23 protein-coding genes are annotated in these 26475 nt (G+C 61.2%); 8 read left to right on the forward strand and 15 right to left on the reverse strand.

Annotated elements, in window-relative coordinates; translation table 11 throughout:
- Window positions 1-66: 66 nt before the first annotated feature.
- Window positions 67-507 (forward strand): cupin domain-containing protein, encoded by a 441-nt coding sequence (locus ABEA18_RS10445; RefSeq protein WP_345449306.1) that lies wholly within the window; start codon window positions 67-69, stop codon window positions 505-507.
- Between the two features lie 328 nt (window positions 508-835).
- Here ABEA18_RS10445 and ABEA18_RS10450 read toward each other — a convergent pair whose 3' ends face one another.
- Genes ABEA18_RS10450 through ABEA18_RS10470 form a run of 5 tightly spaced genes read right to left on the reverse strand, consistent with a single transcriptional unit; the run spans window position 836 to window position 4317 of the window.
- Window positions 836-1564, reverse strand: a complete 729-nt coding sequence (locus tag ABEA18_RS10450; RefSeq protein ID WP_345449307.1) for a helix-turn-helix transcriptional regulator — start codon at window positions 1562-1564, stop codon at window positions 836-838.
- Window positions 1564-2160: a hypothetical protein gene (locus ABEA18_RS10455; RefSeq protein WP_345449308.1), complete on the reverse strand. Its 597-nt coding sequence runs from the start codon at window positions 2158-2160 to the stop codon at window positions 1564-1566. Before ABEA18_RS10455 ends, ABEA18_RS10450 begins: the two co-directional genes overlap by 1 nt.
- The gene (locus ABEA18_RS10460; protein ID WP_345449309.1) at window positions 2157-2876 is read right to left on the reverse strand and encodes a helix-turn-helix transcriptional regulator; all 720 of its coding nucleotides are present in this window, start codon (window positions 2874-2876) and stop codon (window positions 2157-2159) included. Before ABEA18_RS10460 ends, ABEA18_RS10455 begins: the two co-directional genes overlap by 4 nt.
- Window positions 2876-3610 (reverse strand): response regulator transcription factor, encoded by a 735-nt coding sequence (locus tag ABEA18_RS10465; protein WP_345449310.1) that lies wholly within the window; start codon window positions 3608-3610, stop codon window positions 2876-2878. Before ABEA18_RS10465 ends, ABEA18_RS10460 begins: the two co-directional genes overlap by 1 nt.
- Window positions 3607-4317, reverse strand: coding sequence for a helix-turn-helix transcriptional regulator (locus ABEA18_RS10470; protein WP_345449311.1), 711 nt, complete (start codon window positions 4315-4317; stop codon window positions 3607-3609). The genes ABEA18_RS10465 and ABEA18_RS10470 overlap by 4 nt, the downstream gene beginning before the upstream one ends.
- Window positions 4318-4542: 225 nt before the next feature.
- On the opposite strand from ABEA18_RS10470, the gene ABEA18_RS10475 reads away from it, so the two are divergent.
- The 7 genes from ABEA18_RS10475 to ABEA18_RS10505 all read left to right on the forward strand — a co-directional run bounded on the left by ABEA18_RS10475 (window position 4543) and on the right by ABEA18_RS10505 (window position 11028).
- Entirely contained in the window at window positions 4543-4668 is a 126-nt protein-coding gene (locus tag ABEA18_RS10475; protein WP_345449312.1) for a hypothetical protein, read from the forward strand.
- A gap of 70 nt (window positions 4669-4738) precedes the next feature.
- Window positions 4739-5917 (forward strand): tetratricopeptide repeat protein, encoded by a 1179-nt coding sequence (locus tag ABEA18_RS10480; protein WP_345449313.1) that lies wholly within the window; start codon window positions 4739-4741, stop codon window positions 5915-5917.
- A 12-nt stretch (window positions 5918-5929) separates the two neighbouring features.
- Window positions 5930-6460: a nuclear transport factor 2 family protein gene (locus ABEA18_RS10485; protein ID WP_345449314.1), complete on the forward strand. Its 531-nt coding sequence runs from the start codon at window positions 5930-5932 to the stop codon at window positions 6458-6460.
- A gap of 215 nt (window positions 6461-6675) precedes the next feature.
- Complete coding sequence (locus ABEA18_RS10490) at window positions 6676-7767, forward strand: class I SAM-dependent methyltransferase (RefSeq protein WP_345449315.1); 1092 nt, start codon at window positions 6676-6678, stop codon at window positions 7765-7767.
- A 326-nt stretch (window positions 7768-8093) separates the two neighbouring features.
- Entirely contained in the window at window positions 8094-8495 is a 402-nt protein-coding gene (locus tag ABEA18_RS10495; protein ID WP_345449316.1) for a hypothetical protein, read from the forward strand.
- A 454-nt stretch (window positions 8496-8949) separates the two neighbouring features.
- Entirely contained in the window at window positions 8950-9795 is an 846-nt protein-coding gene (locus ABEA18_RS10500) for a YncE family protein (protein ID WP_345449317.1), read from the forward strand.
- A gap of 327 nt (window positions 9796-10122) precedes the next feature.
- Window positions 10123-11028 (forward strand): SDR family oxidoreductase, encoded by a 906-nt coding sequence (locus tag ABEA18_RS10505; protein ID WP_345449318.1) that lies wholly within the window; start codon window positions 10123-10125, stop codon window positions 11026-11028.
- A 608-nt stretch (window positions 11029-11636) separates the two neighbouring features.
- Here ABEA18_RS10505 and ABEA18_RS10510 read toward each other — a convergent pair.
- From ABEA18_RS10510 to ABEA18_RS10555, 10 genes are all read right to left on the reverse strand, one after another.
- Window positions 11637-12260 (reverse strand): hypothetical protein, encoded by a 624-nt coding sequence (locus tag ABEA18_RS10510; RefSeq protein WP_345449319.1) that lies wholly within the window; start codon window positions 12258-12260, stop codon window positions 11637-11639.
- A gap of 8 nt (window positions 12261-12268) precedes the next feature.
- Complete coding sequence (locus ABEA18_RS10515) at window positions 12269-13048, reverse strand: hypothetical protein (protein ID WP_345449320.1); 780 nt, start codon at window positions 13046-13048, stop codon at window positions 12269-12271.
- 125 nt (window positions 13049-13173) lie between these two features.
- The gene (locus ABEA18_RS10520; RefSeq protein ID WP_345449321.1) at window positions 13174-13437 is read right to left on the reverse strand and encodes a WXG100 family type VII secretion target; all 264 of its coding nucleotides are present in this window, start codon (window positions 13435-13437) and stop codon (window positions 13174-13176) included.
- 162 nt (window positions 13438-13599) lie between these two features.
- Window positions 13600-18042 carry a type VII secretion EssC family protein gene (locus tag ABEA18_RS10525; RefSeq protein ID WP_345449322.1) on the reverse strand — a complete coding sequence of 1481 codons (4443 nt, stop codon included), beginning with the start codon at window positions 18040-18042 and terminating at the stop codon, window positions 13600-13602.
- Complete coding sequence (locus ABEA18_RS10530) at window positions 18039-18776, reverse strand: hypothetical protein (protein ID WP_425550510.1); 738 nt, start codon at window positions 18774-18776, stop codon at window positions 18039-18041. Before ABEA18_RS10530 ends, ABEA18_RS10525 begins: the two co-directional genes overlap by 4 nt.
- Window positions 18764-20389, reverse strand: coding sequence for a serine/threonine-protein kinase (locus tag ABEA18_RS10535; protein ID WP_345449324.1), 1626 nt, complete (start codon window positions 20387-20389; stop codon window positions 18764-18766). The genes ABEA18_RS10530 and ABEA18_RS10535 overlap by 13 nt, the downstream gene beginning before the upstream one ends.
- On the reverse strand, window positions 20386-21987 hold the full coding sequence (locus tag ABEA18_RS10540) for an FHA domain-containing protein (protein ID WP_345449325.1): 1602 nt from the start codon (window positions 21985-21987) through the stop codon (window positions 20386-20388). The genes ABEA18_RS10535 and ABEA18_RS10540 overlap by 4 nt, the downstream gene beginning before the upstream one ends.
- Entirely contained in the window at window positions 21984-22820 is an 837-nt protein-coding gene (locus ABEA18_RS10545; protein WP_345449326.1) for a PP2C family protein-serine/threonine phosphatase, read from the reverse strand. The genes ABEA18_RS10540 and ABEA18_RS10545 overlap by 4 nt, the downstream gene beginning before the upstream one ends.
- Before the next feature lie 16 nt (window positions 22821-22836).
- Window positions 22837-25251: a transglutaminase TgpA family protein gene (locus ABEA18_RS10550; protein ID WP_345449327.1), complete on the reverse strand. Its 2415-nt coding sequence runs from the start codon at window positions 25249-25251 to the stop codon at window positions 22837-22839.
- Window positions 25248-26432 carry a DUF58 domain-containing protein gene (locus ABEA18_RS10555; RefSeq protein WP_345449328.1) on the reverse strand — a complete coding sequence of 395 codons (1185 nt, stop codon included), beginning with the start codon at window positions 26430-26432 and terminating at the stop codon, window positions 25248-25250. Before ABEA18_RS10555 ends, ABEA18_RS10550 begins: the two co-directional genes overlap by 4 nt.
- Window positions 26433-26475: the final 43 nt, after the last annotated feature.

A 26475-nucleotide genomic window follows, 5' to 3' on the forward strand; every position in this document is an offset into this window, starting at 1 on the left:
TGCCCATCCCGGCATGAACAAAGGCAGCTCGGCTAAAGATGCTTTAGCCGTAATGAGGAGATATCGATGCTTGAGCGATCCGGAACATACGCGTTTCCCTACAACCTGCACGAGGGCTCGCCGCTACGGATGCAGTGGCTTTTTTACGGTCAGTCAGAATTGCCTGTGGCATTGCAAATTTGGGAATTGCCTCCCGGAGGCTTCGAGGGTATTCATTCACATGCCGAGCCCGGGCGCCCGTTGGAAGAGATTTACGTTGTCACCGAGGGCATGGGTCAAATGACCGTCGAAGACGAAACATATTCGATAGGAGTCGGTGACGCGGTCCTCGCGAGGGTTGGCTGCCGGCACGATCTGCGCAACACCGGCCAGGGGCCACTCAAGATGCTGGTCCTCTGGGGCGAACCACGGGCGGCCGATTACTCCACCTTTGGATCGGCCAAGATGGCCCGGATAGCAAGAACCGAGGCGCCCCTTGATCGGAACGCCGGTAACCGCCTGCCGTGACCTATCCATCCTCTCCCCGGCTTCCAGAATCCCGTTTCAATGGGATAGCTGCAGAGGCCAGCGTCGGTGCGTCGGTGTGAGGGGGGCGGGACCCAAGACCTCGATCCCTTCTCTTGGAGGAACTGCTGGACAAAATCCCAGTCGGCGGGACGCGCCACAACCCGTGAACGAGTACGACCCTGCGCGGCACGACGACTGTGACTCATTCATACCCGTGACGGTAGGCCCCGACCCGCTGCCTGGAAATGCGCGATAATGCGTACTCGAATAGGGTGCGACTGGCGCGAACCCGAAGCACTGACAGCCGAGCCGGGAGGGCAGCTTTGCGTCACTCTCCACGCAAGTGGCGCAGAGCGTCAATCCGGTTGGTGCACCCGAGCTTGGCGTAAGCGTGTTCGAGGTGCTTGGCGACTGTCCTTGGGCTGATGCCGAGCAGGTGACCGATCGCGACGCCCGTGAGTCCCCTTCCCAGAAGCTGGAGGATCTCGTGTTCCCTCGCTGTCAGTGAGTACGCCTCGGAACAGGACGCATCTTCAGGCAGCTGCCTGCTGTCTCCATAAGCCGTTTCGAGGAGACGGAGCAGAGGCTGAAGACGGCATGTAAGTTCGACTTCGTCGTCGGTGAAGTCCCGGTGAAGGCGGCTGATCACCCATGCCCGAACGCTGACAGCGCCCTTGCGCTCGGAAAGCAGAGCAATCTGCCGGTCGATGCTCAGGGGCCGAAGGCCTTCGCTGTAAGTGCGAGTCCGGTGCAGTTCGAGGTCTGTGACGAGGTCGCTGAGCCGCCTCGGCTGCCACATCCCGACGGTCAAGTCCGTGACGTAGCTGCGGAAGAACGGGTTCTCGTCGGCGGTATCAACGAGCCTCTGCGCAAAACCTTCAAGCGGGATGTCCGGATACGGCACGATTTCGGCGGTCCGGGCCGCGCCGTCAAGTTGATGCCAACCGATCATCTCCGAGGGGAACAACCTGCACATCAGTTCCCCGGCTGCCCGAAGATAAGAGTCGCGGTCCCCAAGACCGTGAAGCTGTGCGGCAAGATCTGCAACAGGATCCATCATCTGCCCCTCAGCCGCCCGAGCGCATCAATCCGGTTCGTGCACCCAAGCTTGGCGTAAGCGTGCTCCAAGTGTTTGGCCCTGCTTTCGCCATACGCGAGTTCAAGTAGTCGAAGCGGCGGCTGAAGTCGCTGGGCAAGTTCCACCTCCGTGTCAGTGAAGTCCCATCGCAGGCGGTTGATCGTCCATGCCCGGACGCGGACGGGACCAATCCGGTCGGAAAGCATCGCGATCTGCCGGTCGATGCCCAGCGGACGCAGTCCCTCGCGGTAGGTGCGCGTCCTGTGCAGTTCGAGGTCCGTTGCCAGGTCGCTGAGCCGCCGGGGCTGCCACATCCCAGCTGTCAGGTCGTCAAGGTAGCTGCGGAAGAAGGGGTTATCCCCAGCTGTCTCAACGAGGCTTTCAGCCTTGCCGTCCAGCGGCATATCCGGGTAGGCGAAGATTTTGGCCGTGCGCGCCGCACTGTCAAGCTCAGTCCAGCCGATCCCCTCAGATGGAAACAGGGCGAAAAGGAGTTCTCCGGCGGCCTGAAGGTAGGAATCGCGGTCCGCGAGGTTGTGAAGCTGTGCTGCGAGTTCTGATGCTGGCTCCATCATTCGCCCCGCAGCCGCCTGAAGGCGTCAACCCGGTTGGTGCACCCGAGCTTGAAGTAGGCATGTTCGAGGTGCTTGGCCACCGTCCGGGGGCTGACACCAAGCAAGTGGCCAATGGCCACTCCGGTGAGGCCTTTACCGAGAAGCTGCAGGATCTCCTGTTCGCGCGAGGTCAGCGAATACCCCTCGGCCCGATCCTGGTCGATGCCCTCGCGGGGCTCGCTATATGCCAAGTCGAGGAGCCGGAGAACCGGCTGGATGGAACACCCCAAGTCCATCTCCTTGTCGCTGAAGTCTCTCCCTCCGCGGTTCATGGCCCAAGCCCGGATGCCGGCCGCACGCGGTGGGGTCAGCAGAATCGAAAACTGCCGATCAACGCCCAGCGGCCGGAGGCCGTCCCGATAGGTACGTGTTTCATGAAGCGCCCGGTCGGAGACGACGTCACTCATCCGCAGAACCCCGGCTCGCCACTGTGTCCCCCGCATGTAGCCCACGATCAGCGGGTGATCCCGGTAGACCTCCATGAGCATCTCCCGGGAGACACTTGGCGCCTCCGGGAAGTTGGCCACTTCGGCCTCTCCTGTACGGATGTCGAGCGATGCCCAGCCGATGCCCAGCCCCGGAAATTGTCTCGCCAGCATCTCGCTCGCAGCACACACATATTCCCGCCGGCTGGTCAGGCGCGTCAGCTGGGCGGCGAGGTCTGCTGCCGCTTCCATCACCCACCCCTTAAGCGCCTGAGGGCGTCGACGCGGTTCGTACAGCCGAGCTTCGTGTAGGCGTGTTCCACGTGCTTGGCCACCGTCCGGGTGCTGACACCGAGCAGGTGGCCGATGGCCACGCCGGTGAAGCCCTTGCCGAGAAGCTGCAGGATCTCCTGTTCTCTCACCGTCAGGTCGTGCTCCTCGGCAGATTCCCGCCAGTGTTGACCTGGTTGTTCGTTCGAACACGCCCTATCGAGTAGCCGCAGCACTGGCTGAACGTGCCGGGCAAGATCCATTTCATCGTCCGTGAAGTCCCGGCCAAGCCGGTTCATGGCCCAGCCCCGGATGCTGAATCGAGTTGGGCGTGACACCAGGAATGATAGTTCCCTGTCTGCTTCGAGCGGGGCGAGGACCTCACGGTAGGCCCGGGTCCGGCAGAGTTGCTGGTCCGTCACAAGGTCGCTCAGCCGCCTCGGACTCCAGACTCCTTCATCCGTGTCCGCCACGTAGCTACGAACCAAGGGGTGGTCCTCCCAGATCTCAAGCAGGATTCCGGTGGAATCTTCCAGGACCGGGTTCCTGGGGTGAACGCGGACCACGACGCTCGGCCCCTGCGCGTCAAGGGCGTTCCACGCGACGTTCTCGCCGGGGAAGATCTTCAGCAGAAGTTCGCTTGCCGCCTGCAGGTATTCGTCCCGGTCGGACAGGCCCACGAGCTCGGACGCAAGCTTGGCGACTGGTTCCATCATTCGCCCCTCAAACGCCGCAGTGCGTCAATCCGGTTGGTGCAACCTAGCTTGGCGTAGGCGTGTTCCAAGTGTTTGGCCACTGTCCGAGAGCTGACGCCGAGCAGGTGACCGATGGCGACGCCGGTGAGACCCTCGCCGAGGAACTGGAGGATCTCCTGCTCCCGCACCGTCAACGAGTACTCCTCGCTGTGTGTTTCCCGCGGCTTCGCGCACGGGTACGCATGCTCCAGGAGGCATAACATCGGCTGAATATGCCGCGCCAATTCGACTTCGTTGTCGCCGAAGTCGTGTCCCCAGCGGTTCAACGACCACCCACGGAACCGGTGATCGCTCGCAGGCGAGGTCATGAAGACAAGCTGCCGGTTCACGTCCAGGAACGACAGCCCCTCACGGAACGCCCGGGTCTGGTAGAGCTGCCGGTCCGATATGAGGTCGCTGAGCCGCCGCAAGCTGTCACTCGGATCCCTCTGGAAGCTCATCACGATGGGGTGCTCCGCATAGAGTTCGAGCAGCATCTTCGGGATATCGACGCCCGAGTGCTCGGGGAAAGCTCTAACGCCGGACTCTTGGGTCCACGCGTCCACGTCGTTCCAGGCCGCGTGCTCCGAGGGGAAGAGGTTCAGGAGAAGCTCGCTCGCCGCACGAAGGTAGGCATCCCGGTCAGCCAGGCCGACCAGTTCTGTCGCAAGCTTTGCGTCTGGCTCCATGACAGGCCTCCGCACATCTTGGCTTCCCCGAGGCAATTTTAGAAACTGCAGAATAACCGCGCAAGAGCACCGACGGCCCCAAAGATCAATACGCAAAAGTACGTATGGTCGATGGCTCGTTGCCCCGGGGAAGATGATGTCAACAGAGTTGTCGCCCCATTGCCATCACCGGGGGTTTCACCGGACCTTGCGGACCCAATCCCTAAAACAACCAAGGAGAACAAAATGAAATCCGTGATCAGGCGCGCCTTGATCGCCGCGGCAGCGGTCGTGGGCGTGGTCGTCGCCTCCGCTGGCCCCGCCCTCGCAGGGACCGGGGTCAACCATTCCGAGCCGCTCAGTCGCCGCTGAGCGCCCCGTGGTTGGTCCGCTCCGGCCTCCGGCCACGCCGCGCCGGGGCGGACCCGCGACCACCGCTGCCATGTTCAAGCGATCAAAGACCCTGTGGACCGCCTGGAAGATCCTCGTCGCAACGTCCCGGGATGGCACTCTCAAAGTCGCCCGTCCTGGAGAGCCGGTCCGCGAGCTTCCATCGCCGCTCCGGCTGCGCCCGGCGGCGAAACTAGCGAGCGTCTTCATGGACCTCGCTACGGCGGCGTCCCGGGAGCGCCACCACCCGCAAGCCATCGCGCTCCTTGGCGAGGCGGAACACCTGTTCGAATCCGTCCACGCCTCCCCCAGACGGAACCGCTGGGTCGCCGAAATCCTACTGAGGCGAGGAGAAGAGCTGAGGCTCGCGGGTCGCTACGGGGATTCCCAGGAGGCCCTGACCCGGGCCGGGAGGCTCGCCGAGGACGACCCCGGGAACCCGCTTCGGCTGGCCGCCGTCGTAAACGCCCAAGGCATCCTGGCCAAAGACACAGGCCGCTACGGCGACGCCCTCGCCCACTACGGGTTTGCACGAATACTCATGGAAGCCGACTTCGGCCAGGATGATCCGGCCTTGGCCGCTGTCCACCACAACCTCGCTGGCCTTCTGTGCGCCCAAAGGCGCTACGCCGAAGCCGAGGAGCCAGCACGGCACGCGGTCGCGCTCCGGAAGCGGAGCCCCTCGCCGGACCCAGAGGGACTCGCCGCCGACCTGTCCGTTCTGGGCTCGATCTTGCTCGGGCTGGGGCGCCTTGACGAAGCCGAACATCTCTACCTTCAGTCGAAGAACGTCTGGACGGAGCGGTACGGACTAGAGCACTACGAGGTGGCTGCCCAGCTCAACGGACTCGCCTCCGTCCACCAAGCCCGAGGCGAATTCGAGTCTGCTGAGCGTGACTTCAAGGAGGCCCTGCGGTTGAAACAAAAGTGCCTTGGCGCCGGGCACCGGGAGACGGCCGTGCTGCTGAACAACCTCGGTGCTCTTGAGATGGACCGCGGGCATACGGACGCGGCTGCGCCGCTATATGAGTGGGCGCTGCTCACCTTCCGGAATGCTCTCGGCGACGACCACCCCGACACGGTCCTGTGCGCGGAGAATCTTGTGCGTGTCAGCCGGCAAACCGGGTCGTGGGCCGGGGCCAAGTCGGATATGGACTCGGTGCCACCGTTGTGCAGGGACCATTCGGGGGCGGAAATCCCCGATGCCCTGACAAACCGAAACCCACAGTGAAAGGTGAAAGCAATGCAGAACAAGGACATAGTGCGACGTTCGTATGAGCTGTTCGCCGAAGGGAGGATCGCCGAGGCCGCGGAGCTTTATGCCCCTGATGCCGTGTGGACTTTCCCGGGCCAGAACGCCCTCACGGGCGAATACACGGGCCGGGACGCCATTGTCAACGAGTTCTTGCCGAAGCTCTTCGGGATCTCCGGAGGGACCTACCGGGCGACCCTCATGGACGTGGCCGACGGTGACGGGCACACCTTCGCGCTCCAGCACAGCCAAGCCGAACGCGACGGGCAGTCCATCGATTACGTGCTCTGCAACGTCATCAGCATCGAGGGCGGTCTCATCCGGACAGTGCACACCTACCCATGGGACGCCAGCGCCCAGGACGCCTTCTGGCGCCGAACCCTTCTACGGAAACGAGGCCCCAAAGGCCATGTCAAAGGCGAGAGTATCGTCATTCCGGTCACACCCGAGGCAGTCTTCGACTCCCTTCACGACGCCATAAACGCGCCGGAGTACGAGGACCTGGCCGGCGAGTGGTTCTGAGCCGGGCCCGCCGCCGCGGCGGGCACCGGCGATTGGGCGGCGACTCCCCTGTAATTTCCGCGTGAGATTACGGGCTCCCGCACCCTGCCGGCATTTGTGATCAGGTGACGCGGGAACATCGCCCACACAGGGGCATCAACACGGGGATCCGATTTTCGGCTCCGCCGCGAAGGGGCAACTTCGCGGAACCGCACTAACTAGACTGGAGGCTTATCGTGAAAGCGACAGTTGCCGAACATCATCGGCCAACAAAGCACAAAGATGCACCAACCTTGCTCGATGGTTTCACTGACGCCGATGGCATGGAAGTGCGGTACGTCCACGTCGAAGATGAGAGTAGAAACTCACAGACCCTCCATGAGCGCCAGAGATGGATTGCCGACGCGGATAAAGCGTTGCGTCAGCATCTCGATTGGAAAGGCCCGGAAGACACTCCAGATAAGGAGATAATTCTTCACAATCCGGTATCGCGGGCCGTCTACAACTCGCCGGCCATGCGTGAATGGAGGACCAAGCTGGTCCCCTCAGCCAAGGCGCTGTATCCGATGCAGCGGCCAAATAGTTCACATCTACCTTCGGGTGGGGAGGTGGACCCTTTGGCCCGCAGTTTCTTCTTTGATGCGATCGACAGTATCGGTATCCGGACGCGTGCCCGGATTATGGGTTCAATCATGGAGGAACATGCGCTTCCCGGCGAGGCCAATCGTTGGGTGAGCCTGGCCTCGGGCGCCGCCGTACCGGTGTTTGATGCTGCCGCCCGGTTCGACGTCTCGATGAATCTTGCGATCGACCTCGTAGATTACGACCAGAATGCTTTGGATTTTGCGCAGCAACTCGCAAGGCAACAGCCCATCGAGGGGGCATCGATCAGAATGCATCGACGAAACCTGGTCAAAGACATGATCGCGACTGATTCCTTGGTGCAGGATCTTGGTGAAGAGACAATCGGCATGGTGGACGCACTGGGCATTTTTGAATATTTTGACGATCAACGGAGCGTTCTCTTCTTAAAGAACGCCTATCGTCTTGTGCAGCCGGGTGGTGTCATGGTCGCGGCAAATATGCTGAGCGACAGACCTGAACTGGACTTCAATCAGCGGGGAATTGGATGGCCGAAGATCTTTCCGAGATCGCGCAGTCAATTGAAACAGCTTCTTACTCGAGCAGGCGTGCCGCTTGATTGCGTAACGATGACAATTCCGGAAGACCGGGTTTATGTCGTTGCAGAGATAAAGAGACAACAACTCCAAGCCTCGTGCTCCAAGGAAAAGAGGCTCAAGAGAAGCTCGCTCGCCCCGCGACGATAGGCGTCCGGGTCGGGCAGGTCCGCGAACTCGTCCGCAAGCTTGACGTTCGGCTCCATAACAGCCTCCCCACATCCCGACTCCTCCCGATGGCAGTTTTGAAACCTGCGATACACGCACAAGATCGCCGCGACCGTCCGAAGATCAATATGCAAAAGAACGTATGGTCCATCTGCCGTTCCCCAAGAAACTGAGTTTGCAAGTAAAAATCCTTTGGGTACGCGGTTCGCGGACGCGACCTTTGGCCGAGCCGTAGAGGCCTACGCCTCAATCTCGCAAATATCAGCGATCCAAACAGTCCCATTCAAATTGAGCTAAGGAGTTTTATCATGAAACGTCTTCCTGCCGTTGTTACGTTGGGCAGCCTCCTCACCGTCCTCCCGGTCGCGGCGGCAAATGCCGTTGAGGATCCCTATTACGTCAAAATCGGGCAGACAGCCGATATCACCTCGCAATCGACACCCCAGGTCACTCATCTGGCAGTGTCAATTACATATCGGTGTCCTGTCGGGGCCACAGGATTCCTCGACGTTGTGGTCAGCCAGGCAACCACGAATCAGGGCTTCGGAGGAAACCCCGCGACCTGCACGGGTCAGGATGTCCGCGAGACCGTCGATGTGCAAAGCAATTACGGCGGAACCGCGTTCACCCCGGGTCAGGCGTCGGTGAGCGCGTCCATCATTGGGTCCCCGCAGAACTGGTACGCCAGCGATCAAATCAAAATCCATTGAGGAAGACACGCGAGAACCCCTGAACGAAATATGCGTAGGCGACACTCGATACGCCCCGGTGACTGAACTGGTAAACCGGGCGAATACCGCCTTGCAGCCGACCCTGATAGTCAGCAGCGGGCGAGTCCAAGACCCGCCCGCTGACGTAAGGAGAGCAGAACAATGACCCCAAACACGTCCCCGCCAACGACGCAAGCCTCACCGAGTTCAAAGGCAAGTAGATCCGCATGTCACGGTCGACAAGCCCAGGAAGTTACACAGGCAATACAACAAACCGCAAGAAAGGTCGGATCCCATGCGTGTTCGTCAACCAACCCGTTTCGGCGCTGCCGTTCTTCTATCATTAGGACTCGCGGCCGCCAGTTTCGCCATGGCCGTCCCGGCCACCGCCGCCTGCGCAGGCCCTGGTTGCAAACCCGGACATAACGGTGGCCATACGGTCACGAACACTGTCATGCTCGGGCCCAGCGGTGCAAACATTAATCCCTTTGCGGTTGCCGTGGACCCCAGCGACCACACAGTCTACTCCACCGACGACACGGGCGATTCCGTCAGCGTAATCAACGGGGCCTCAATCTCCGCGACTGTCCCGCTCGGGGCCAATACCGACCCGTTCGCAATTGCGGCAGACCCCGGGACCCACAACGTCTACGTAACGAACCCCCGTTACGGCACGGTATCCGTGATCAACGGCACCGCCGTCGTCGCCACGATCACCGTCGGGCGCCAACCGTACGGGGTGGCCGTGGACCCTGGGAACGGCACTGTCTACGTCGCCAATCAATCAGACGGCACGCTCTCGGTGATCAACGGCACCACCGTCACCAACACCATTCCCGCATCCACCTACCCCTACGGGGTCGCGGTGGACGCTTCAACCCACACCGTCTACGTCACAGACCCCCTCTCCTACACGGTCTCGGAGATAAACGGCACCGCTGTCACCAGCACCGTGCCCATTAGCGCCCAGCCAAACGAAGTCGCTGTTGACTCCGGAACCCACACGGCCTACGTCACCAACTACACAAACGGCAGCGTGACCGTAATCAACGGCACCACAGTCACCGCCACCGTCGGCGTCGGGAACTACCCGCTCTGGGTAGCAGTCGATCCCGGAACCCAAACCGCGTACGTACCAAACAACGGCAGCACCACAGTGTCCGTAATCAACGGCACCTCGGTGACGGACACCATCACCGTTGGCAACGGCCCGGACGGCGTGGCAGTGGACCCGGGGACCCACAAGGTTTATGTCGCGAACTACAGCGACAACACGGTATCTGTCATCAATGGACATTAGAGGAAAGCGTGGGGTGGCCGGAGGTTTTGTGCCGGATAGATGCTGCCGCTCCAACACCTTCCCGCTTTGAGGAGCACTCCCCTGCCCAGGTCGACTATTGTTCACGGATAGGCCGTTTTTGAGGCCTCTCTTGAGCACGCAAAGCCGGACCCACGCGGCTGACAGGTGCACTGTGAAGGGGCCGCCCTCCGAGCCTCGCCCGCCGTCGCGCCTCTCTCGTTGTCCTCAGGTTCCGCGCAGTACACAACGTATGGTGCACGTCTCCCCGCTCGGAGACAATGGCAGTGCTCGGAGAAATCCGAACACCATGAAGGGACGTGGTCAAAGATGATCTTGGTCGTGGGCGGAACCGGAGAACTCGGCGGAAGAGTCGTCCGCCGACTGCGGGCCAAAGGACAGGACGTGCGCTGTCTGGTCCGGTGGCAGACCGACGACAGCCTCCTACGGGAAACCGGAGCAGAAATCGTCCGCGGCGACCTGACGAACCCGCCGAGCCTGAACGCCGCATGCCGGGGAGTCGATACGGTCATCGCCACGGCCAGCACTCTCGTCAGGCGACTTGCAGGTGCGAGCACCGCAACCATCAAGCGAGTTGACGAGGAAGGCATGGCCTCACTCGTCGCGGCGGCCGAGGCGGCCGGGGTCAAGCGGTTCGTCTACGTGTCCTTTTCGGGCGTGGACTCCGGACGCGCCACCGCGTTGGAGCACGCAAAACATACGATCGAACAGCGCCTCGCCGGTTCATCGATGCGGCGCGTGATCATCCGCCCGGATGCCTTCCAAGAGATCCACCTCGGGCCGGTCGGACGCTTCGATATCGCCCGCGGCAAGGCGATCATCATAGGCAAAGGCGACAACAAGGTCCGCTTCGTGGCAACCGACGACGTTGCAGCACTCATCTCAGCAGTCGCTCTGGAGCCCGATCCGCCGACGCTGATCGAGGTCGGTGGACCCGAGCCGCTCTCGAAGAACGAAGCCGTCGAAATCGCCGAGGAACTTACAGGCCGCCGGATGAAGGTCAATCGGGTACCGCGGCCTCTCGCCAGGCTCGTTGCCCGGCTGCTCGCGCGTCCAAACGACGCATTGTCAACCGTGTTCGGCAATGGCGTACTGATGGACACCGTCGAAGTGAGATGGGACGACCAGCCGCTCCGCCGGCGCGGCATCGTGCCGAGGTCTGCCAGCGACTTCCTCCGGGAGCAAGCACACCAGACTCCCCTGTACCGGGCCTGAACTCGGCTTTCAGCAGGGGTTCCCCTGGGTGAAGCGATCCCGCCGTCCTTGCGGCCGCCGGTGCAGCTCGCCCTGGCCAGGGCCGTCAACGTGGTGTCCGCCGCCCGGCCCGGGACATGAGCTTTCAGCCCAAATGGGATGGTTACTGCATGGTCGTTGTCCGGGACGGGGACAGCACCGGCCTTGTTCCCCGATCTACCCCGCGGTCGTCTGCTCGGCAAACGGTTCATACGCCAGCATCGGATCACTGGTGCGGAACAGATGGTGCCTGAGCGAATCGTTCATCGTCTGGCTTGGAAAGACATCCGTGACCTCGAAGGATTAAACGGGCTGGAATATCCCTTGACCGAATCAATGCCTCTTTGGATTGGAGGCCTAGCCACTTCCAATCCAAAGAGTCACCGACCCTCCCCCAGCAATGTCGACGCAACGCGCTGCAATGCAGGCACGTTGCGGCGGACCGTGCCAGCCTACTCATCTATCAAAGGCCTGATGTCCAGCCGTTCCCCTTTGAAAGACACAAAGCACATTCCAAGCCGAAAACACTCAGCGCACGTCAGTACGGGGTTCCTGACGTAGGGAAGCCTTCTGTGTCACCCGCCGTCCACCTAGTCAGGATCGATAGCCACCGGATCGAATAGGCGGAGGATCCAATCTGAGTCCCAACGCTGTGCCTCTTGGACGCTGACCACGGGACCACCAGCCTTCGGAGCAATGCCATGGCTCAGACGGCCGGGGCGGACAATGGTCACGGGAAGTTCCGGGCCAACCGGAGCACCCACGTAGAGGGCCAAATCGGAGGGATCGTTCTCGCCCTGCGATGACCGGAAGACCGATTCCGCGAACATCCGCAGCAGCCGGACCGCGGCAGACTTGTCTAGGCCCAGCAACTCGCGCTGGCCTGTTGCCCGCGCAACTTCCACAATGCAGGCCTCGCCGTCGGGGTAGACATAAATCGCTCCCCCGACAATTTCTGCGACGTCATCTGCCGTGCCGACGAACGCACAAATGACCGTGGAGGAAAACACCGGTTTTAGAACGTCGCCGAGACGTGCATCAAGTGCAATATGGCCGTCTTTCTCGACGGCGAGTCCACGGGAAAGAAGCGAGCGTGTGCCATCGACCAGGAACTCTCCGAGGAGTTCCTGCTTGTCGTAATCCACACCCGTTACCGCGGCCGGCCACATTTTCCCGCAGTGGGCAGCGATGGCAATGACCTCCGGACCGCTCATCTCCAGTCTCATAGTGCAGACAGCTTGAAGTTCGCCGGCAGGACATCACTCACAAGACTAGGTAGAAAATTCATTTCTGCTCCCACGACAGCGTCTACGGCCTCCCATGGGTGTTGGGTAGCGTAATCAACCACCTGAAGCCTGTTTTCCTCGGACCAGTCGGCTTTGCTCGCCTGGTTGATGACGTCAGACCACACGTCGATGGCCGTTCCAGAAAGGTATCCCACCGGTCCCGGGACTGCGCTTTTTATCGTGTCACCGGCATTCTTGGACAGCACGTTAGCTGCGTCCCACCAGTTACCGTGGCTTACGGCATCGACCAGGTCGGCTCCGTCCCCGACAAGCCCTACCTTCCCGAGCAGGTTACCGCCTATCAGCTTCCCTGCAAGGAGCGCCTGGTCGGAAACTGTGAGCCCCCCGGCCTGCAACTGCCGAAGATTGTGGTACGCCTCGATGAGGGCACGCTCATCGATCACTGCGCCCCCGCCGGTCGATGCCCCGGAAGCGGTCATTGACGTAGCGTACCCGGATGGACCGGCCCCCCTCAGCGAACCACCTGCCGCAGCGCTGGCGCCTTGCTGTTCCTCAGCATTCCGAACGAGCGCCGAAGCACCTTCCCTCAGGGCTTCCGCCGAACGCGTCACGGCGATTTTATCGCGTCCGTTCCAGTCCGATCGGAAGCGCTCGGCGTCCGGTCCATGCCAAGCATCGGTCGAATTGACGTGATAGTCCAACGCCTTAATTGCAGTCAGCAAACTGGCACCAGACGCTTCAAACTTCTTCGCCAAGGACCGAAGCTGTTCCACGTCCGCACCATACATCCCAGCGGCCAAAACAAACCTCCTAATTTGGAATCGGGCCACGTTTGTTGTCCGGGCCACCAGCGCCCGGACAACAAACGTGATTCTGACAGCTAGCGGGAGACGTTTTCCTGCTCCGTAGCATTCTGTTGAGCCTTCTGTGAAGCCTCCTGCATCGAATTGATGACTTGACGCAGCGAACTCGTGTGGGTTGAAGACCATTCATTGCGGAACTGCTCCGAGTCCGGACCGGTCCACTGTGTTGAGTTCAATGTATTCGTCAAAGTTGAAAGAATCTGTTGGATCTGATCCGCCTGCTGCTTGAGCTGGTTGGAAAGCTGCCGCACCTGGTCAACGTCGAGTCCCCAAACTGCCATTGAATTTCTCCATTCATTATTGCCTCCGGCAGGTAAGGAGGAATTTCCTTACCTCTTCCGAACTCCTACAATCTAACCCGGCCTGCGAAGGGCCGTCTATGGGCAGAAGTGCCCATGCCTGCAGATGACGCATCTCGGAATAAAAATGCCGACCCGAGCTGGTTACGTGCTTCCGTCGGGATAACCAACCTGGACTTTATGGGCTTTTCCGCGCGATACAAAATGTCCGCGTCCAGGGATGAATTCTCCGCGTTGGAGCTTTCCCAACGGGGTATTCAAGAGGCTATCGCCGTCCATGTCGCTTGGAGATAGCAGCAATCCCTGCCTGCCGGCCTTGAACGGCCGTGCCAGGGAATATGCCTGTGACCACGTGGACGTCTCGCTTTCACCCACCACCCAGTGATCGGCGCTGGCAGCCGATTTGATCAATTGGAGAACGTCAGTTTCTACTGCTGTCTGGAAGAATTCAGTGAGTCCTTCAAAAAACCATGCCACTTTGGTCTGACCGTATGAAGAAAAATCAGACAGTAGGTGGAGTTGCTCCTGCAACTGATCAATACCCACAACCATGTGGTCCCAGGCAGCCTCCGAGGCGATTCCTGTCCGACCGGGCGCCACATAGATGCAACGGGCGCCGTCGTTGGCGCGTTTGAACGAGTCCGCCAATGCGAGCAAGGTGGTACTGCGTCCGCTGCCGGGTGGCCCCGAGACCATGAGCAGCCCTCGTGACGGAACCGAACGCGGTTGGAGGCTCTCGTTATCGAGTCCGATGACCACCTTTCCGTCAGTCCCGGCCGGCAGCGATCTAAGTTGGACGTGCTCGGGAAGCCGCTGTATTTCCGGCGCCGGCTGAACGTTCTGACGACGCATCGCATCCACCAGCCGCCGCACGTTGCGCGATTGTATGGCGAGGTTGGAGCTGCCCCCGAGGACTGCGAGTTGGATTTCCTTATCCTCAAGAATCCCCCGCCCAGGAACTGACGTGTTGTCCAGGATGTCCTTGGGGACACCCAGCAGAATGTACTCATCCTCCGATGCGAGGCGAAGCACAAGCCTGCGCTGGATCGTCGCCCCTAGCGATGCCGGGACCGAATTGGCCCGATCTCCAGTGACGACGATGTGGACACCAACCGGCCGACCATCCGCTGCGATCTGGAGGAACGTGTTGAAATGTGGAGAATTTCCCGCGAATTCGTAGCTCTCTCGGAATGCGGACAGTCCGTCCACGAGCAGAAATATCCGGGGTTCGTCTGGTTGTCCAGCGACCTTCCTGTACTCGCCAATCGTTCCGGCATGCAGGGCCGAGTAGCGGGCGGCACGGTCATCAACGAGATCTCTGAGCCACCTCAGCAGACGCCCGACGCGTTCTTCGTCGTCGCCGGAAATGACTGATCCCACGTGTGGCAGCGATTCAATCATGTGGAGGCCGCCGGAACCGCAATCTATGCCGTACACGTGAGCCGGCCCGCCACGCGGTGTTACCGCGGCCGCGATGGCGATCCCGCGCAGAGCCGTCGACTTACCTGACCCGCCGGTACCATAGATCGCCATATTGCCATCGCGGTCCGGTTCGTAGGCAGCGGCCGGTTGGCTCTGGGTCTCCGGGTCATCAGTGACACCCAGGACAAGAGAGGCATCCGTCCGGGGTGTGGGCATCAGAGCAAAATCGTATGTATCGGCAAGAACGCTCAACCACGGCTTCCTTGGTGCGTTAATCCCGAGCTGTTTGGCCGCCTGATTGATGTTCTCAACGATGCGCGAAATGTCCTTCGGGCCCGCTGGGGCCTCCTCGACGGCGGATCTTTCGTCCGATTCCCAAACCTGGCCCGCACCGAATCCCATTTCGACGATGTCGATTCTCGCCTTCTCAGGACGGTCGGTGGTCCAGCCGGAAGCATACCCGGTTTGGAACGCTTGAATGCGGCCAGGGCCGGTCTTAGCTGCGGCCCTGCCGGGAAGGGACGGATCGAAGTAGGCTGCTCTGGCGTCTCCGAGCACGTCCGACGCGTCGTCCGCGTCGGCCATCCGCAGGGCGATCCGCAGATTCGTATTGGAACGCAGGCTGTCCTTGATGACCCCGGCCGGCCGCTGCGTGGCAAGAATCAGATGAAGTCCCAAGGACCGGCCTCGGGCGGCAAAGTCGATTACACCGTCCACGAATTCAGGAACTTCCGTAGCGAGGGCGGCGAATTCGTCGACGACGATGACGAGGTATGGAGGAGTCTCAGGGTCGGCGTTGCGCTCCATGGTGAGCAGGTCTTTGGCATCCTTGCGATTGAACAGGTGCTCGCGATATCGAAGCTCGGCGCGTAACGACGTCAAGGCACGCCTGACCAGATGGGGCGACAGGTCGGTTACCAGGCCCACTGTGTGCGGCAGCTCCACACAGTCGGCAAACGCCGATCCACCCTTGTAATCGACAAGGAGAAAACTGACCCTGTCCGGGCTGTAGGCCGCCGCCATTCCCAGGACCCAGGACTGCAGGAACTCGCTCTTGCCTGATCCGGTTGTTCCGCCGACCAGCGCGTGGGGCCCGTCGTTCTTCAGGTCCAGGTACATCGGTTCGGCCCCCTTGGACCCAACCAGTGCTCTGAGGGAGCCTTGCGCTCTTTGATTGGGCACCAGTGAGTCGCTCAGAGAGTTACTTTCCCCCCACCGTTCGGCCACGCTGCGCGGACTGTCGGCCAGTTCCTTTCCGGCAAGGGCGAGATAAGACACGGAACGGGGCACGTCCGAGTCGTCGTCCACAGGTTTCCCGGCGTCGATAACCGGGGCAAGCATACGGCCAAGCTGGCTTGCCTGCTCGGCGCCTACCCCCTCACACACAACCGGGGAGCTTGTTTGTCCCAGCCGGACCGCTCCCGTCGTGGCCTCTGCTCCCTCGTTGACGACAAGGAAATCCCGGCACACGGCAGGTAGTGAAGCGAGGGTTGCGGCCACCCAGATAACATAAATTCCGACCTCCGGACCGCGTTCGGCAACGCGGGTAAGACGCCCTCGGTCCACATTTGCGTCGTCTTCGACGATCAGCACGACGGCGGGCATTTCCGGCGGCGCAGACAGCTCCGAATCGTCGTCCAGGAACCCGCGTGGTCCGGGTTTTGAGCTATCCGTGGCGGACTCCCGCGAGCTGAGCAACTCCTCAACCCGGGCCAACAAGGCTGCTCCGGCACCCGCTCCTGAACCTAGGTGGTCGCCCTTCAACGGACTGTGCACGGAATCGACATGCGGCAGCCATTGGAGCCAGCTCCATCGCTCCCTCGATGTGTGGGAAGTGAGTCCTGCGATAATCACTTCGGCCGGCGAATGCAGACCGGCTAGTTGGATTATCAATCCCCGTACGACGTCGTCAACGACGCCGCGGGTGCCCGCGACTCCGAGTGCTCCGCTCTGGCGTAGGCGACAGACGACGGGGACGCCGTCGATGCTGGCGAATTCCGCCGCGCACTCCCGGATTTCAGCCATGTGCTCGGCGGTTGTCCCGTTTTTGCTCGGCTCCTCGATTACTAAACGCGACGGGGCGCGGCCGATTCCCAGCCGTATCGACAGGAACGCCTGGTGTTCAGGTCGGTGCGTCCAAAGCAGAGGGCCCAGTTTCCGAATGGCGTCGACACTATCTCCGACGGACGGAGCTTCTTGGAGTCGCGTCGCTCTCTCATCATCCTGGGCTGCGTGAAGGCCGGCGCGGACCGCGTCCATCGCTGTCCTGAACTGCGCAACAGCGGCTTTTAGTTCGCGTTTTGCTGTCACCCTTTGGTCGATGAAATTTGCGACCACAAGTAGGGGTGTCATGAGGATGAATATGCCGCTGAGTGCATTTTGGGTGACCCCGTACATCACGGCGCCCATCAGCAAAGGTGCGATGAGGACAATGAATGGGAACCGCTGAGGCCGCGGACGTTCCGGCCCGTCAGGCAGGATAAAGCGCTTCCCCGCCCATCGAGGCACGACTCTCGGTGAGCGGTTGAACTCCACCAATGGAGCGCTTGGCACCAAGCCCCCTACGCGCCCCAGCCGGACGACGGCCATCGACGTCTCGCCCAGCGTGATCTCGTCGTCTGAATCCAGGGAGGCGCGGCTCACGGGAGTCCCATCAAGCAGGATGCCGTTGGCTGAGTTGAGGTCGACGATTTCCACGGTTTCGCCCACGGTGATCCGGGCATGCCGTTTTGAGGTAAGAGGGTCGGAAAGCCGGATGTCAACAGTGCGGTCGCGGCCGATATAACTGGTGCCTGCAGGCAAAGAATATTCCTTGCCCGCGTCAGGGCCAGACAAGATCCGCAAGGTAGCCAGGGCCGGGCCTCGGTCTTGACCCGGCACCGCGAACTCCTCACTCTTCTCCGTAATCGTGACGGTCGAACCTGGACGAAGCCCCGATTCGAGCAAGTTCCACGACGGGTCCAAAGCCCTTCCGTGCATCCCCCCGGCCACATGCGCCTCATCAACAGTCAGGGTCAAGGCTGCGGGAACGGGCGAACCCTTACGTGCAGGGTCTGCCGCATACAGCTCGCGGGCGATGTCTCCAACGGTTGCGAGACCGTCGACAGTGACGGCAAGGTCCTTGGCCCCCTCGGGCCCGCGGCGTAGCGTAAGTCGGATTCTCACCCTTCGTCCTCTTCTCTCAGCCGCTCCAATAGCGGCAAATCTGCTGCAGTGACTAGTTGCGACATCACGGCGTGCTCCACAAGCCGTGGACGCCGGTTTAGTGCCAGGTTTCCGTTGCTCCCACGCAGGCCTCTCACGCCGGCCTTGTCGAGCTTGTCGCAAACGTTGTCGAGTTTGCGATTGAACCGGCTGGCGGACCATCCCAGACGACGGGCCGCGTCCGCGGAGGATGGCATGGAACTGACACCATCGCCGCTTCGGCGGAGAAGCGGTTCGGCAAGGGCGACGATCAAAGCCCGCTGTGAGTCCGTCAGCACGACCGGGCCGACCGTAGTGTCACTGCTGGTTGCGGGAACCGTGATCTCTCTGCGGAATGGTGGCGTATGCAGGAGAACCGAAAATTCGTAACTGGTCGAACCGGCCGTGAAGATAATGTTTGTCTCGCTGAAAACCAAGGGAATCCGGGCACCCGGAGAGAGCCAGGCCTGGAACCCTCCGGAAGCCTCGGATATCGTGGCCGAGAGTCGCGCCCCCACATTCTCCAGCCACCAGATACCGTCAAGGTGGGATATCTGAAGGAATCGTCGATGCAAGTAGAGGTTGTCATCTACGGCCAGGTCCCCTTCGCGGCCAATGTTGAACGGCTCGATGCGAGTGGGCGTGTACCGTTCGCCACAGAAGTCGATTTCCAGTTCGCCGCTTTCCGGCACGAGTTGGGCGCTCACGGCACGCATGCCTTTGCCGGCTCCGACGACGCTTGGCCGTTGCTCCGCCTGATGAGCACCTCTATGCATGTCGGACCGGGCTGACCTGCCGCCACCGTAACCGCCGCGGCTGTCGATGACTTATATTCGCCATCCGCCATGACCGACACTGTCCGCCATACGTAGACGTCGCCGGAGAGTGGATTCGGATTTTCCCAGGTGAATGTCACACCGCTTGCACTCTTTACTCCACTCAACTTGGCCGGGCTCGGAACCGAAGCACCGACGGCCAAAGCATCGGCTGGCTTTTCCGAGGGGACTCTGGCGGCGGCCGGGTTCACCGTATTGGCGTTGTTGCCCACAATGAGTACCCCGGCGACGCCGGCGGCGACTAACACTCCACCGGCGCAGGCGAGCAGCCACCTCGGCTGCCGCCGCCGGGCCAGCGTTCCCTCCGGTTCCGATTCGGTGGCAGATTGGCGAAGCCGCGTATCGTCTACGGGAGCTTCGGCAAATCGCCTTGGTAGTCCTCCCGGGACTGAACCAACCGGAGACTTTACGACCGGCCGGATAGTCATGTCGAGATCGGGGACCTCGGCAGGCTTCTGCCTAATAGAGCTTGCCCCCGACAAGAAAAGTTCAGGATCCGCTACAGAAGGATCCGCTGTCGGGACGGCGGGCCGCACCGGAGAACCAGGATCAATCGAGACAACGCCGCGTACCCGCGTAGCTTCTTCGGGCGAGTCGTCGACGCGATGGCTATCAAGTCTGTCATCGAGCGCTTCGAACCGTGTCACCGAAAGATTTAGCTCGGTTTGGATCCGCTGCAACGCCAGAGCCAACGCATGGGCCGAAGGATAGCGCGAGGCCGGCGCCTTCGACATCGCGGTGGCCAGTACCAATTCCAGCGATTGAGGTACGTCCACTCTGCCAAGGGAGGGCAACGGGAGTGTAGCGATTCTTGACATGAGTTCCCGCGGAGAGTTGTCAGCACCGGAAACCACGAATGGGGAATGGCCGGCAAGGAGCGTGTAAATGGTTGCCCCGAGAGCCCAGACATCGACTTTGACGCCGTCTGCCACATACCCCTTGAAAACCTCAGGCGGCGACCACGGTATGGACATTCCCGCTTCATCGTCGCCGACCGAGTCGGTGGTTCCCGAAATGCCGAAGTCCGTAAGTGCCGGACGATTGTAATCTGTCACAAGGATGTTTGCTGGTTTGATATCGCGGTGCGCAATGCCCGCATTGTGGGCTGTTTCGACCGCGGACGCAACTTGAATTCCTACCGTCAACGCCTCGTCGACACTGAAACGGTCACGGCGCATCCGCACGTCCAGGTTGGGCCGGGAGCAATACTCCATGGCCAGGTACGAATGGCCTGATGCGGTGACATCGGCTTCGTAGATGGTCACGATGTATGGATGCGTCGATAGCTGAGCCATCAGGTTCGCTTCGGACTCGAAGCGTCTCCGGGCGCCATCCGACTTCAGGTCGGCGAGCAAGACCTTGATTGCGACTTTGCGTCTCGGTCGATCCTGCTCGTAAAGGTAGACGTCGGCAAAGCCGCCAGCCCCAAGATGGTCAAGAAACGTATAGCCTTCGATCTTGGGAGGCGCTGCCACCTCTCTCTTCGGACTCATCGGAGCTCCTCGAACAGCAGCGATACTGCACCCCCGAGTTCGATGACGTCGCCAGTCACCAGCATCGTAACCTCCCCTTGGTCCAGCCGCCGCGGCCGTTGCCCGTCGCGGGTCAAGACGGTGCCGTTGCTTGATCTCAGATCCCGGAGGAGGACATGCCAGCCCTCAAGCGTGACCTCAATATGGGACCTTGAAACTTCAGTTCGGTCCTTGCTTACTGAGATGAGTCTGGGCATGTCCGTGCCTTGCACACGCGAAACAGCCGGTTTTCGGCCGACCACGAGCGGGCGGTCCAGCTCAATCACATCGCCCGTGCTGAGCCGCACGCGTCCTAGGCTTGGCCTCGGAACATCATGGGGCTCGCCGGTCAATGATCCGCCACAAACGGAGCAGTCCGATTGCTGCGGCGGGTTGGCGTGGCCGTTGCCGCAGATTCGGCCCAAGACAGTGATACTCGCTTTGGCGTCCGAGGCCAGCTCCGGCTGCCGGTCGGCATCAGGCGCGCCGGATCGGGTGCGGGGCACGATGACCGTGTGCTCCACGTCATCGTCATAGGTTTCTGGATCGACGGCATACTTGTCCGTTGTGACCGGTGGCGGAGCCGTTTCTGTCTCCCGGGCCCAAGGAACAGCGTCGATAAGACCATTCGCCGGTATTTCCGGTGAGGTCGAACGGTGTCCGAATCCGGTGACCGGCGCGGGTGACAGGTCAGTGGCCGGCGCGGGCGGCGAGGCGGGCGTGCTGCCGAATGGTGGAACGACAGGTTCCCCTTCAGGCGTGGAGGGTCGTGCCGGTGGCAGCTGATCCGGTTCGGCGTCGTCCTCGGCTTCACGGACCGCCGCGTCCTCCACTGTGCGGATTATTGTGTGGCCCCACAAGTAGTCATAACCTTCATCCTCGGGGCTGCCGTGTTCGCTCTCCTTTGCTCCATTTTCCTTAACCGGCACCGCTGACATCGGGGCTTCCGTGAGTGTTTCATCGGGGGCGGTCTCGGGCGGCGACATCAGCGTCGCTCCGGAGCCGTCCGCGAGTGCTTCTTCGGGGGCGGTCTCGGGCGGCGACATCAGCGTCGCTCCGGAGCCGTCGACGGCGACCGGAGCCGAATAAGGCCCCTGCGCAGGATTTGACGCCGGTGCGGCGGGCCGCGCCGCGCTTACGAAGGACACATGAAGGCCACCGACCGCAATGACCGCTTCGTGGACCGGCAACCATGCCTCCTGGGTGGCTTCTGGCGGCTCTTCGTCCGAAGAAAGGGTGAAGTCCTGCTGCGGCACCATCCGCTCGCTCCAGCGATTACCTTCGTTCCCGGAAATCAGGCACGAGTCCGGTCCCGGTGCGGTGGCCAGGCGCAGGGGCCCCCGCAAAATGGCATGCAGTTCCTTGGCGAAGGCAACGACGCCAAATGATGGCATGCGATGGATTGGCTGGTCGAAGCTTGCAGTTAAGGCCACAAAAACATCGTCGACGGTGGGATGTGTCGACAGCAGGTCCCAGATCTCCGTGATGAGAGCCGGTGATGTCACCTTTTCGACGACGACGATCACTCCGGACCGTATGATCGCTACTCGGTTTCCGGGCCGATACCGTATGAAGGTCATTGCTCTCCCCCGGGCCGGTCCATCACGGCAAGCAAATTCACGGTCGAATCGTCGGCATCGAGGGCGTCGAACCCTGAGGCTGGAGTTTGTCCGCGCGGTTCCGATCCGGCATCGATTACGATGACCGAAACATTGTCCCGGCCTCCGCGGTTGAGCGCCGCCTGGATCAGCGCGTCGGCAGTCTCCTGGGCGTCATCCATTTCGCTGAGGAGCTTGAGTATTTCTTCCTCCCCCACTTCAGTGGACAACCCGTCTGAACAGATAAGCATCCTGTCCCCTTCCTCTGCCGGCAGCATCCAATAGTCGGCCTCCGAGTTTCCTCCCGCTCCGAGTGCCCGGGTGACAACATGGCGCCGTGGATGAACGAGAGCCTCCTCGACCGAGATGTCCCCGTCGTCCAGCATTTCCTGTACTTCGGAATGGTCCACGCTTACTCGTTGGAGCTTGCCCCGGCTCAAGCGATAAGTGCGCGAGTCGCCGATATTGAACACGAGCCAGTATGGCGCCGCAGCTTCATCGACCAGAGCCACACCTGCAACAGTCGTTCCCGCACGGCCCGAGGTTTGGGCCCTGATCTGCGCGTCTGCCTGCCGCAAGGCGTCACTGACTCCTGCGGCATCAACAATCCCGGACGACGCGCTGCGGCTCAGGATCTGGACGCAGATGCTGCTGGCGACCTCGCCGGCTTCATGGCCACCCATGCCGTCGGCGACGACGAACAAGCGCTCGACCGCGAAAACCGCGTCTTCGTTTCTTTTCCGCTTCAGACCTGTGTCGGACCGGATGCCCCACTGTAATTGCAAAAGCTCACTCCCGGCTTTCTTCTCATTCATGGACATTTAGACTGGTTCAACCGCGGCCGGTATTAGTAGGACCCCGGCGGAATACGCGCCGCAAAGATCGTGGGAAACGTACTCGTGACATCCAATCAACCGCTTCTTTTGGAATGACTTCCCGCAACCGCGCTTCGGCCGCCAACGACCGGGGAGAGAATTTAGCTTTCTGCCGACGCCAAAAGCCCACAGATCCAGTCATTTGTTCCAGTGAGGCATCGACGGTCCGCCAATAATCCAGGATTTCATCATCAGTCGTATCGCCTTGTGCGAAGACCGCCTCATCGGCCCGTTGAGCCAAAAGGACGGCGCTGTTACCAGTCGCGGGGAAGGACTCGCCCAGCCGGGCAGCAGTTTCTCTACGGGTTGCGTTCCCCGCGACGTTGGTGCCCAAGTCCGTGGCCAAGCTCAGCACCTCACTCCAGCCACCGCTCATGCGTTCAGACGGCGAACCGCCCACCGACCGGCGGGTTCGCCGACGCTTTTTCAACCCTGCAATAAACAACAGCGGAAGGAGGACAATGCACACTGGAACCAAGCCGATGCCGACAACAGCCAGGATGGGCCCAATGACCGCCCATAATCCTTGCTGCGAAGGCTCCGTATCCTTGGCATTCGGAGCTGAGTCAGGCGGAAATTCGGCGGGCGCTTGTGGTGGCGGCGGAGGCTGAAGGACTTGGGGCTGCGGCTTGGACTTTGGCTGCGGGGCCGGCGGAATCGGCACGTTGTCCTTGGATGGAGTCGGGTTGAACGCCACCCAGCCGACTCCCGCAAATGCCACCTCAACCCAGGCATGCACATCTGCGCCCTTAATGTCCATGGTCCCGGTGCCGAGCGGCTTTTGCGGGTCCGGGTAGAAACCCATGACGACTCGAGCGGGGATACCCAATTCACGCGCCATGAGCGTCATCGCCACAGCGTATTGTTCATCATCTCCGACCATCTGTTTGGCGCTGAGCAAGGAGGCTATGCGTTGGGCTCCATGACCGGAAAGACTCTTGGCCTCGCCATCGAGGCCGTGGCTGAAAGCCCCTTGCTTGGATAGTGCCGTTTCGAGTTTCCGGACGCGGTCCAAGGGCGTCACGGCGTCGCCGACGAATTCATTAGCTTTGGTTGTGACGATTTGCGGTACATTTTCGCTCCGGGGCAAGGCAACGGTGGCGAAGACTGCTTTTTGTAGTTCGGCTTCAGCGGGCTGGGGCTGGGACACGACACTTACTTTGTAGGTGTCCGCGTCCTGAACTCCGGTCGGTACAAGTGCCGTGTCAGTTACCCGGTTGAAATACAGTGAATGAGCCAGTTCTCCGGCCCGGCTCCCACCGAAGCTGAAGCCGCTCGCCGACCCGACTGACGGCAGCCACACACCGCTGTAACTTCCGATCCTCACCTGCAGTGCCGTTCTCGCACTTTGTGGTCCTGCATCTGCCAAAGTCGCCGAATTGCCGGCCGGCGCAAAGGCGCTGGACCCATCAGCGGAGGCGCTGAAGACGACGCCGTCATATGAGTCCAACGTCGCCAGCCTGATGCGTTCCCCGGACTGCAGACCGGTCACAGCGAAAAGCGTGTTGTCCTTTTGGTTCTTCTCATAGTCCCGGAAGCTTTCCAACGGGCTCGCATATTCGTGAAGGTCCAGGGGCGGAACGACTGAGTCCCGCACTACCGTGCGGTGCGTAGAGGTGTCGACTAGTGGGGCCACAACCAGCGCTATGGATCCCGCAATCGTCAGGACGAGCGCCCCGCTGAGTGCTCGACGAAGGTGCACGGCTCCTGCTGCCCGCGTTGGCTGTGATGATTTCGCCCTGACCCCTGACCCGACCGGAGCCAGCGACTGCCTTCTTCTGTAAGCGAGCCAAGCAGTCACCACGGCCATGAGCAAAACGCCCCGAATTGCTGGCAGAAATGAGTCGTGAGCGCCCAGTGCTGTGCTGGAAACCATCAGAGCCAAGACTGGAAGAACGGCCCAGAACGGGTTGCGCAAGCGCCACGCCATCGTCCCGGTAACCAGTGCGGCCGCGTATGCGCTGAGGAATGGAACCACCAGAAGGCCGTTTTCGGTACCCACCGGCGCGGCACTGGTCAGCAGCTGTTTCCAACTGAGGACAACTCCCGAGACGATCAACTGAAGGGAACTAAGGGTAGGGACAAAACCGGCGACCGATTCCTCCGGGGCTGCCAGTGCGCTCCCTAAGAGCAGGTACGCCAGCACGGAAGAGCCCAGCGTGAGCACCAAACCCATCCGCTGTCGGGAAGTGAAAAAAGCGAGCCCCAAACCAAGGATGATCCCGCCGATGCCGGCGACCAAAAAGCGTCCCGCCCCCGCGAAGGTTGTGTAGAATCCGAACGTCCCGACCGCGAGAGCTATGCCAAGCGCTGCGGAATCAGCCAGCGCGATCCCCGGACGGCTCACTATGGTTCTGCCCGTGCCGGTCATGCTGCAGCCCGCTTCAAGAGCAAAGGAAGTTCCGATAGTTCACCAAGCGTCAGCACGGTCAGCTCGCCGATTGACCGGCGGTCCAGAGCCGCCCCGGTTTGGCATCGGACCGCGAACGACCGCACTCCAGGCGGAACGGCCGCTGCGGCTGACCGTAGCTGGGAGGGCGTCACTGCCGAGCCGACGACGAAAAAAATCACTGAGGCGTTAGGGACGGCGTCACTGGTGAGCCTGACGACGTCGATCGCGGAGTTGCGGGTCCGGGACCCAGACAACCGCGTCATTCCGTCCAGCAGAATACGCCCGGTGTCTGTTCGAAGTGGCCCGGCCTGGGTCAGGATACTGAGCTCGCGCTGCTCGGAAATAGCCTGCTTTCCGATGGACGCCGCGGCGGAAATTGCCAGTTCCAAGTCGGCTTCGGACTCATACTCGTCGAGATTCGTGGAGAGCGCCATCGCGAGGTGAGCCCGGCGTGTTTCCTCAAATTGGCGCACCATCAGCGTTCCGGTCCGTGCAGTCGTCTTCCAATGGATATGGCGACGGTCGTCCCCCGGGACGTATTCCCGCAAGGCATGGAACGAAATGTCAGCGCTCGACAGGTTGGTGGTGGGCAAGCCCTCGAGGTCACGAATGAACCCTGCTGCGGATCCCAGAAGCGCGACCGTGCGTGGATGGACATATAGGTCTACAGAATCGGTCAACTTCACATCGCGGCTCAGGAGCCGCATCGGATCAGCCCGCACGGATCGGACAGGTCCGACCACAATCACGGCCCGGGCGGAAGTGGGTATGGTGAACAAATCCTCGTGCTGGTCCTGAGGTTTCATTCGCGGCAGATTGAAAACAGCGGTTCCGCCCCCAACAGGGAATTCCAGGTTGGCTGGCAGCAGGGGCCGGGTCGAAGAGTTTGTCACCGTGATGCTCCCGAACGCTGTGTCTCCGACTGTGACTCTTGTATGGGCGAGATTCATATCGACGCCGTACAAAGATCGGCCGATGATGAAAGCAGCTCCGATAATCAAAAGCAGGAGCCCAGCCAGCGCTGCTGCTATGAATTCATCCCAGCCCAACAGGGCGCCCGCAATCCAAAGGCAGATACTAGTGCCCAAAACAGCCCAACCCAGCCCGCTGAAAACCGCCAGCACAGGGTGGAGCGTGGGGATTCTGCGTTTCAGCTGCATTCGGTCGAACCTGTAACGCCCCCGGCGGAACAGTTGTGTTCTT

It is taken from the genome of Arthrobacter gyeryongensis (genome assembly GCF_039543785.1).
Lineage (GTDB): Bacteria > Actinomycetota > Actinomycetes > Actinomycetales > Micrococcaceae > Arthrobacter > Arthrobacter gyeryongensis.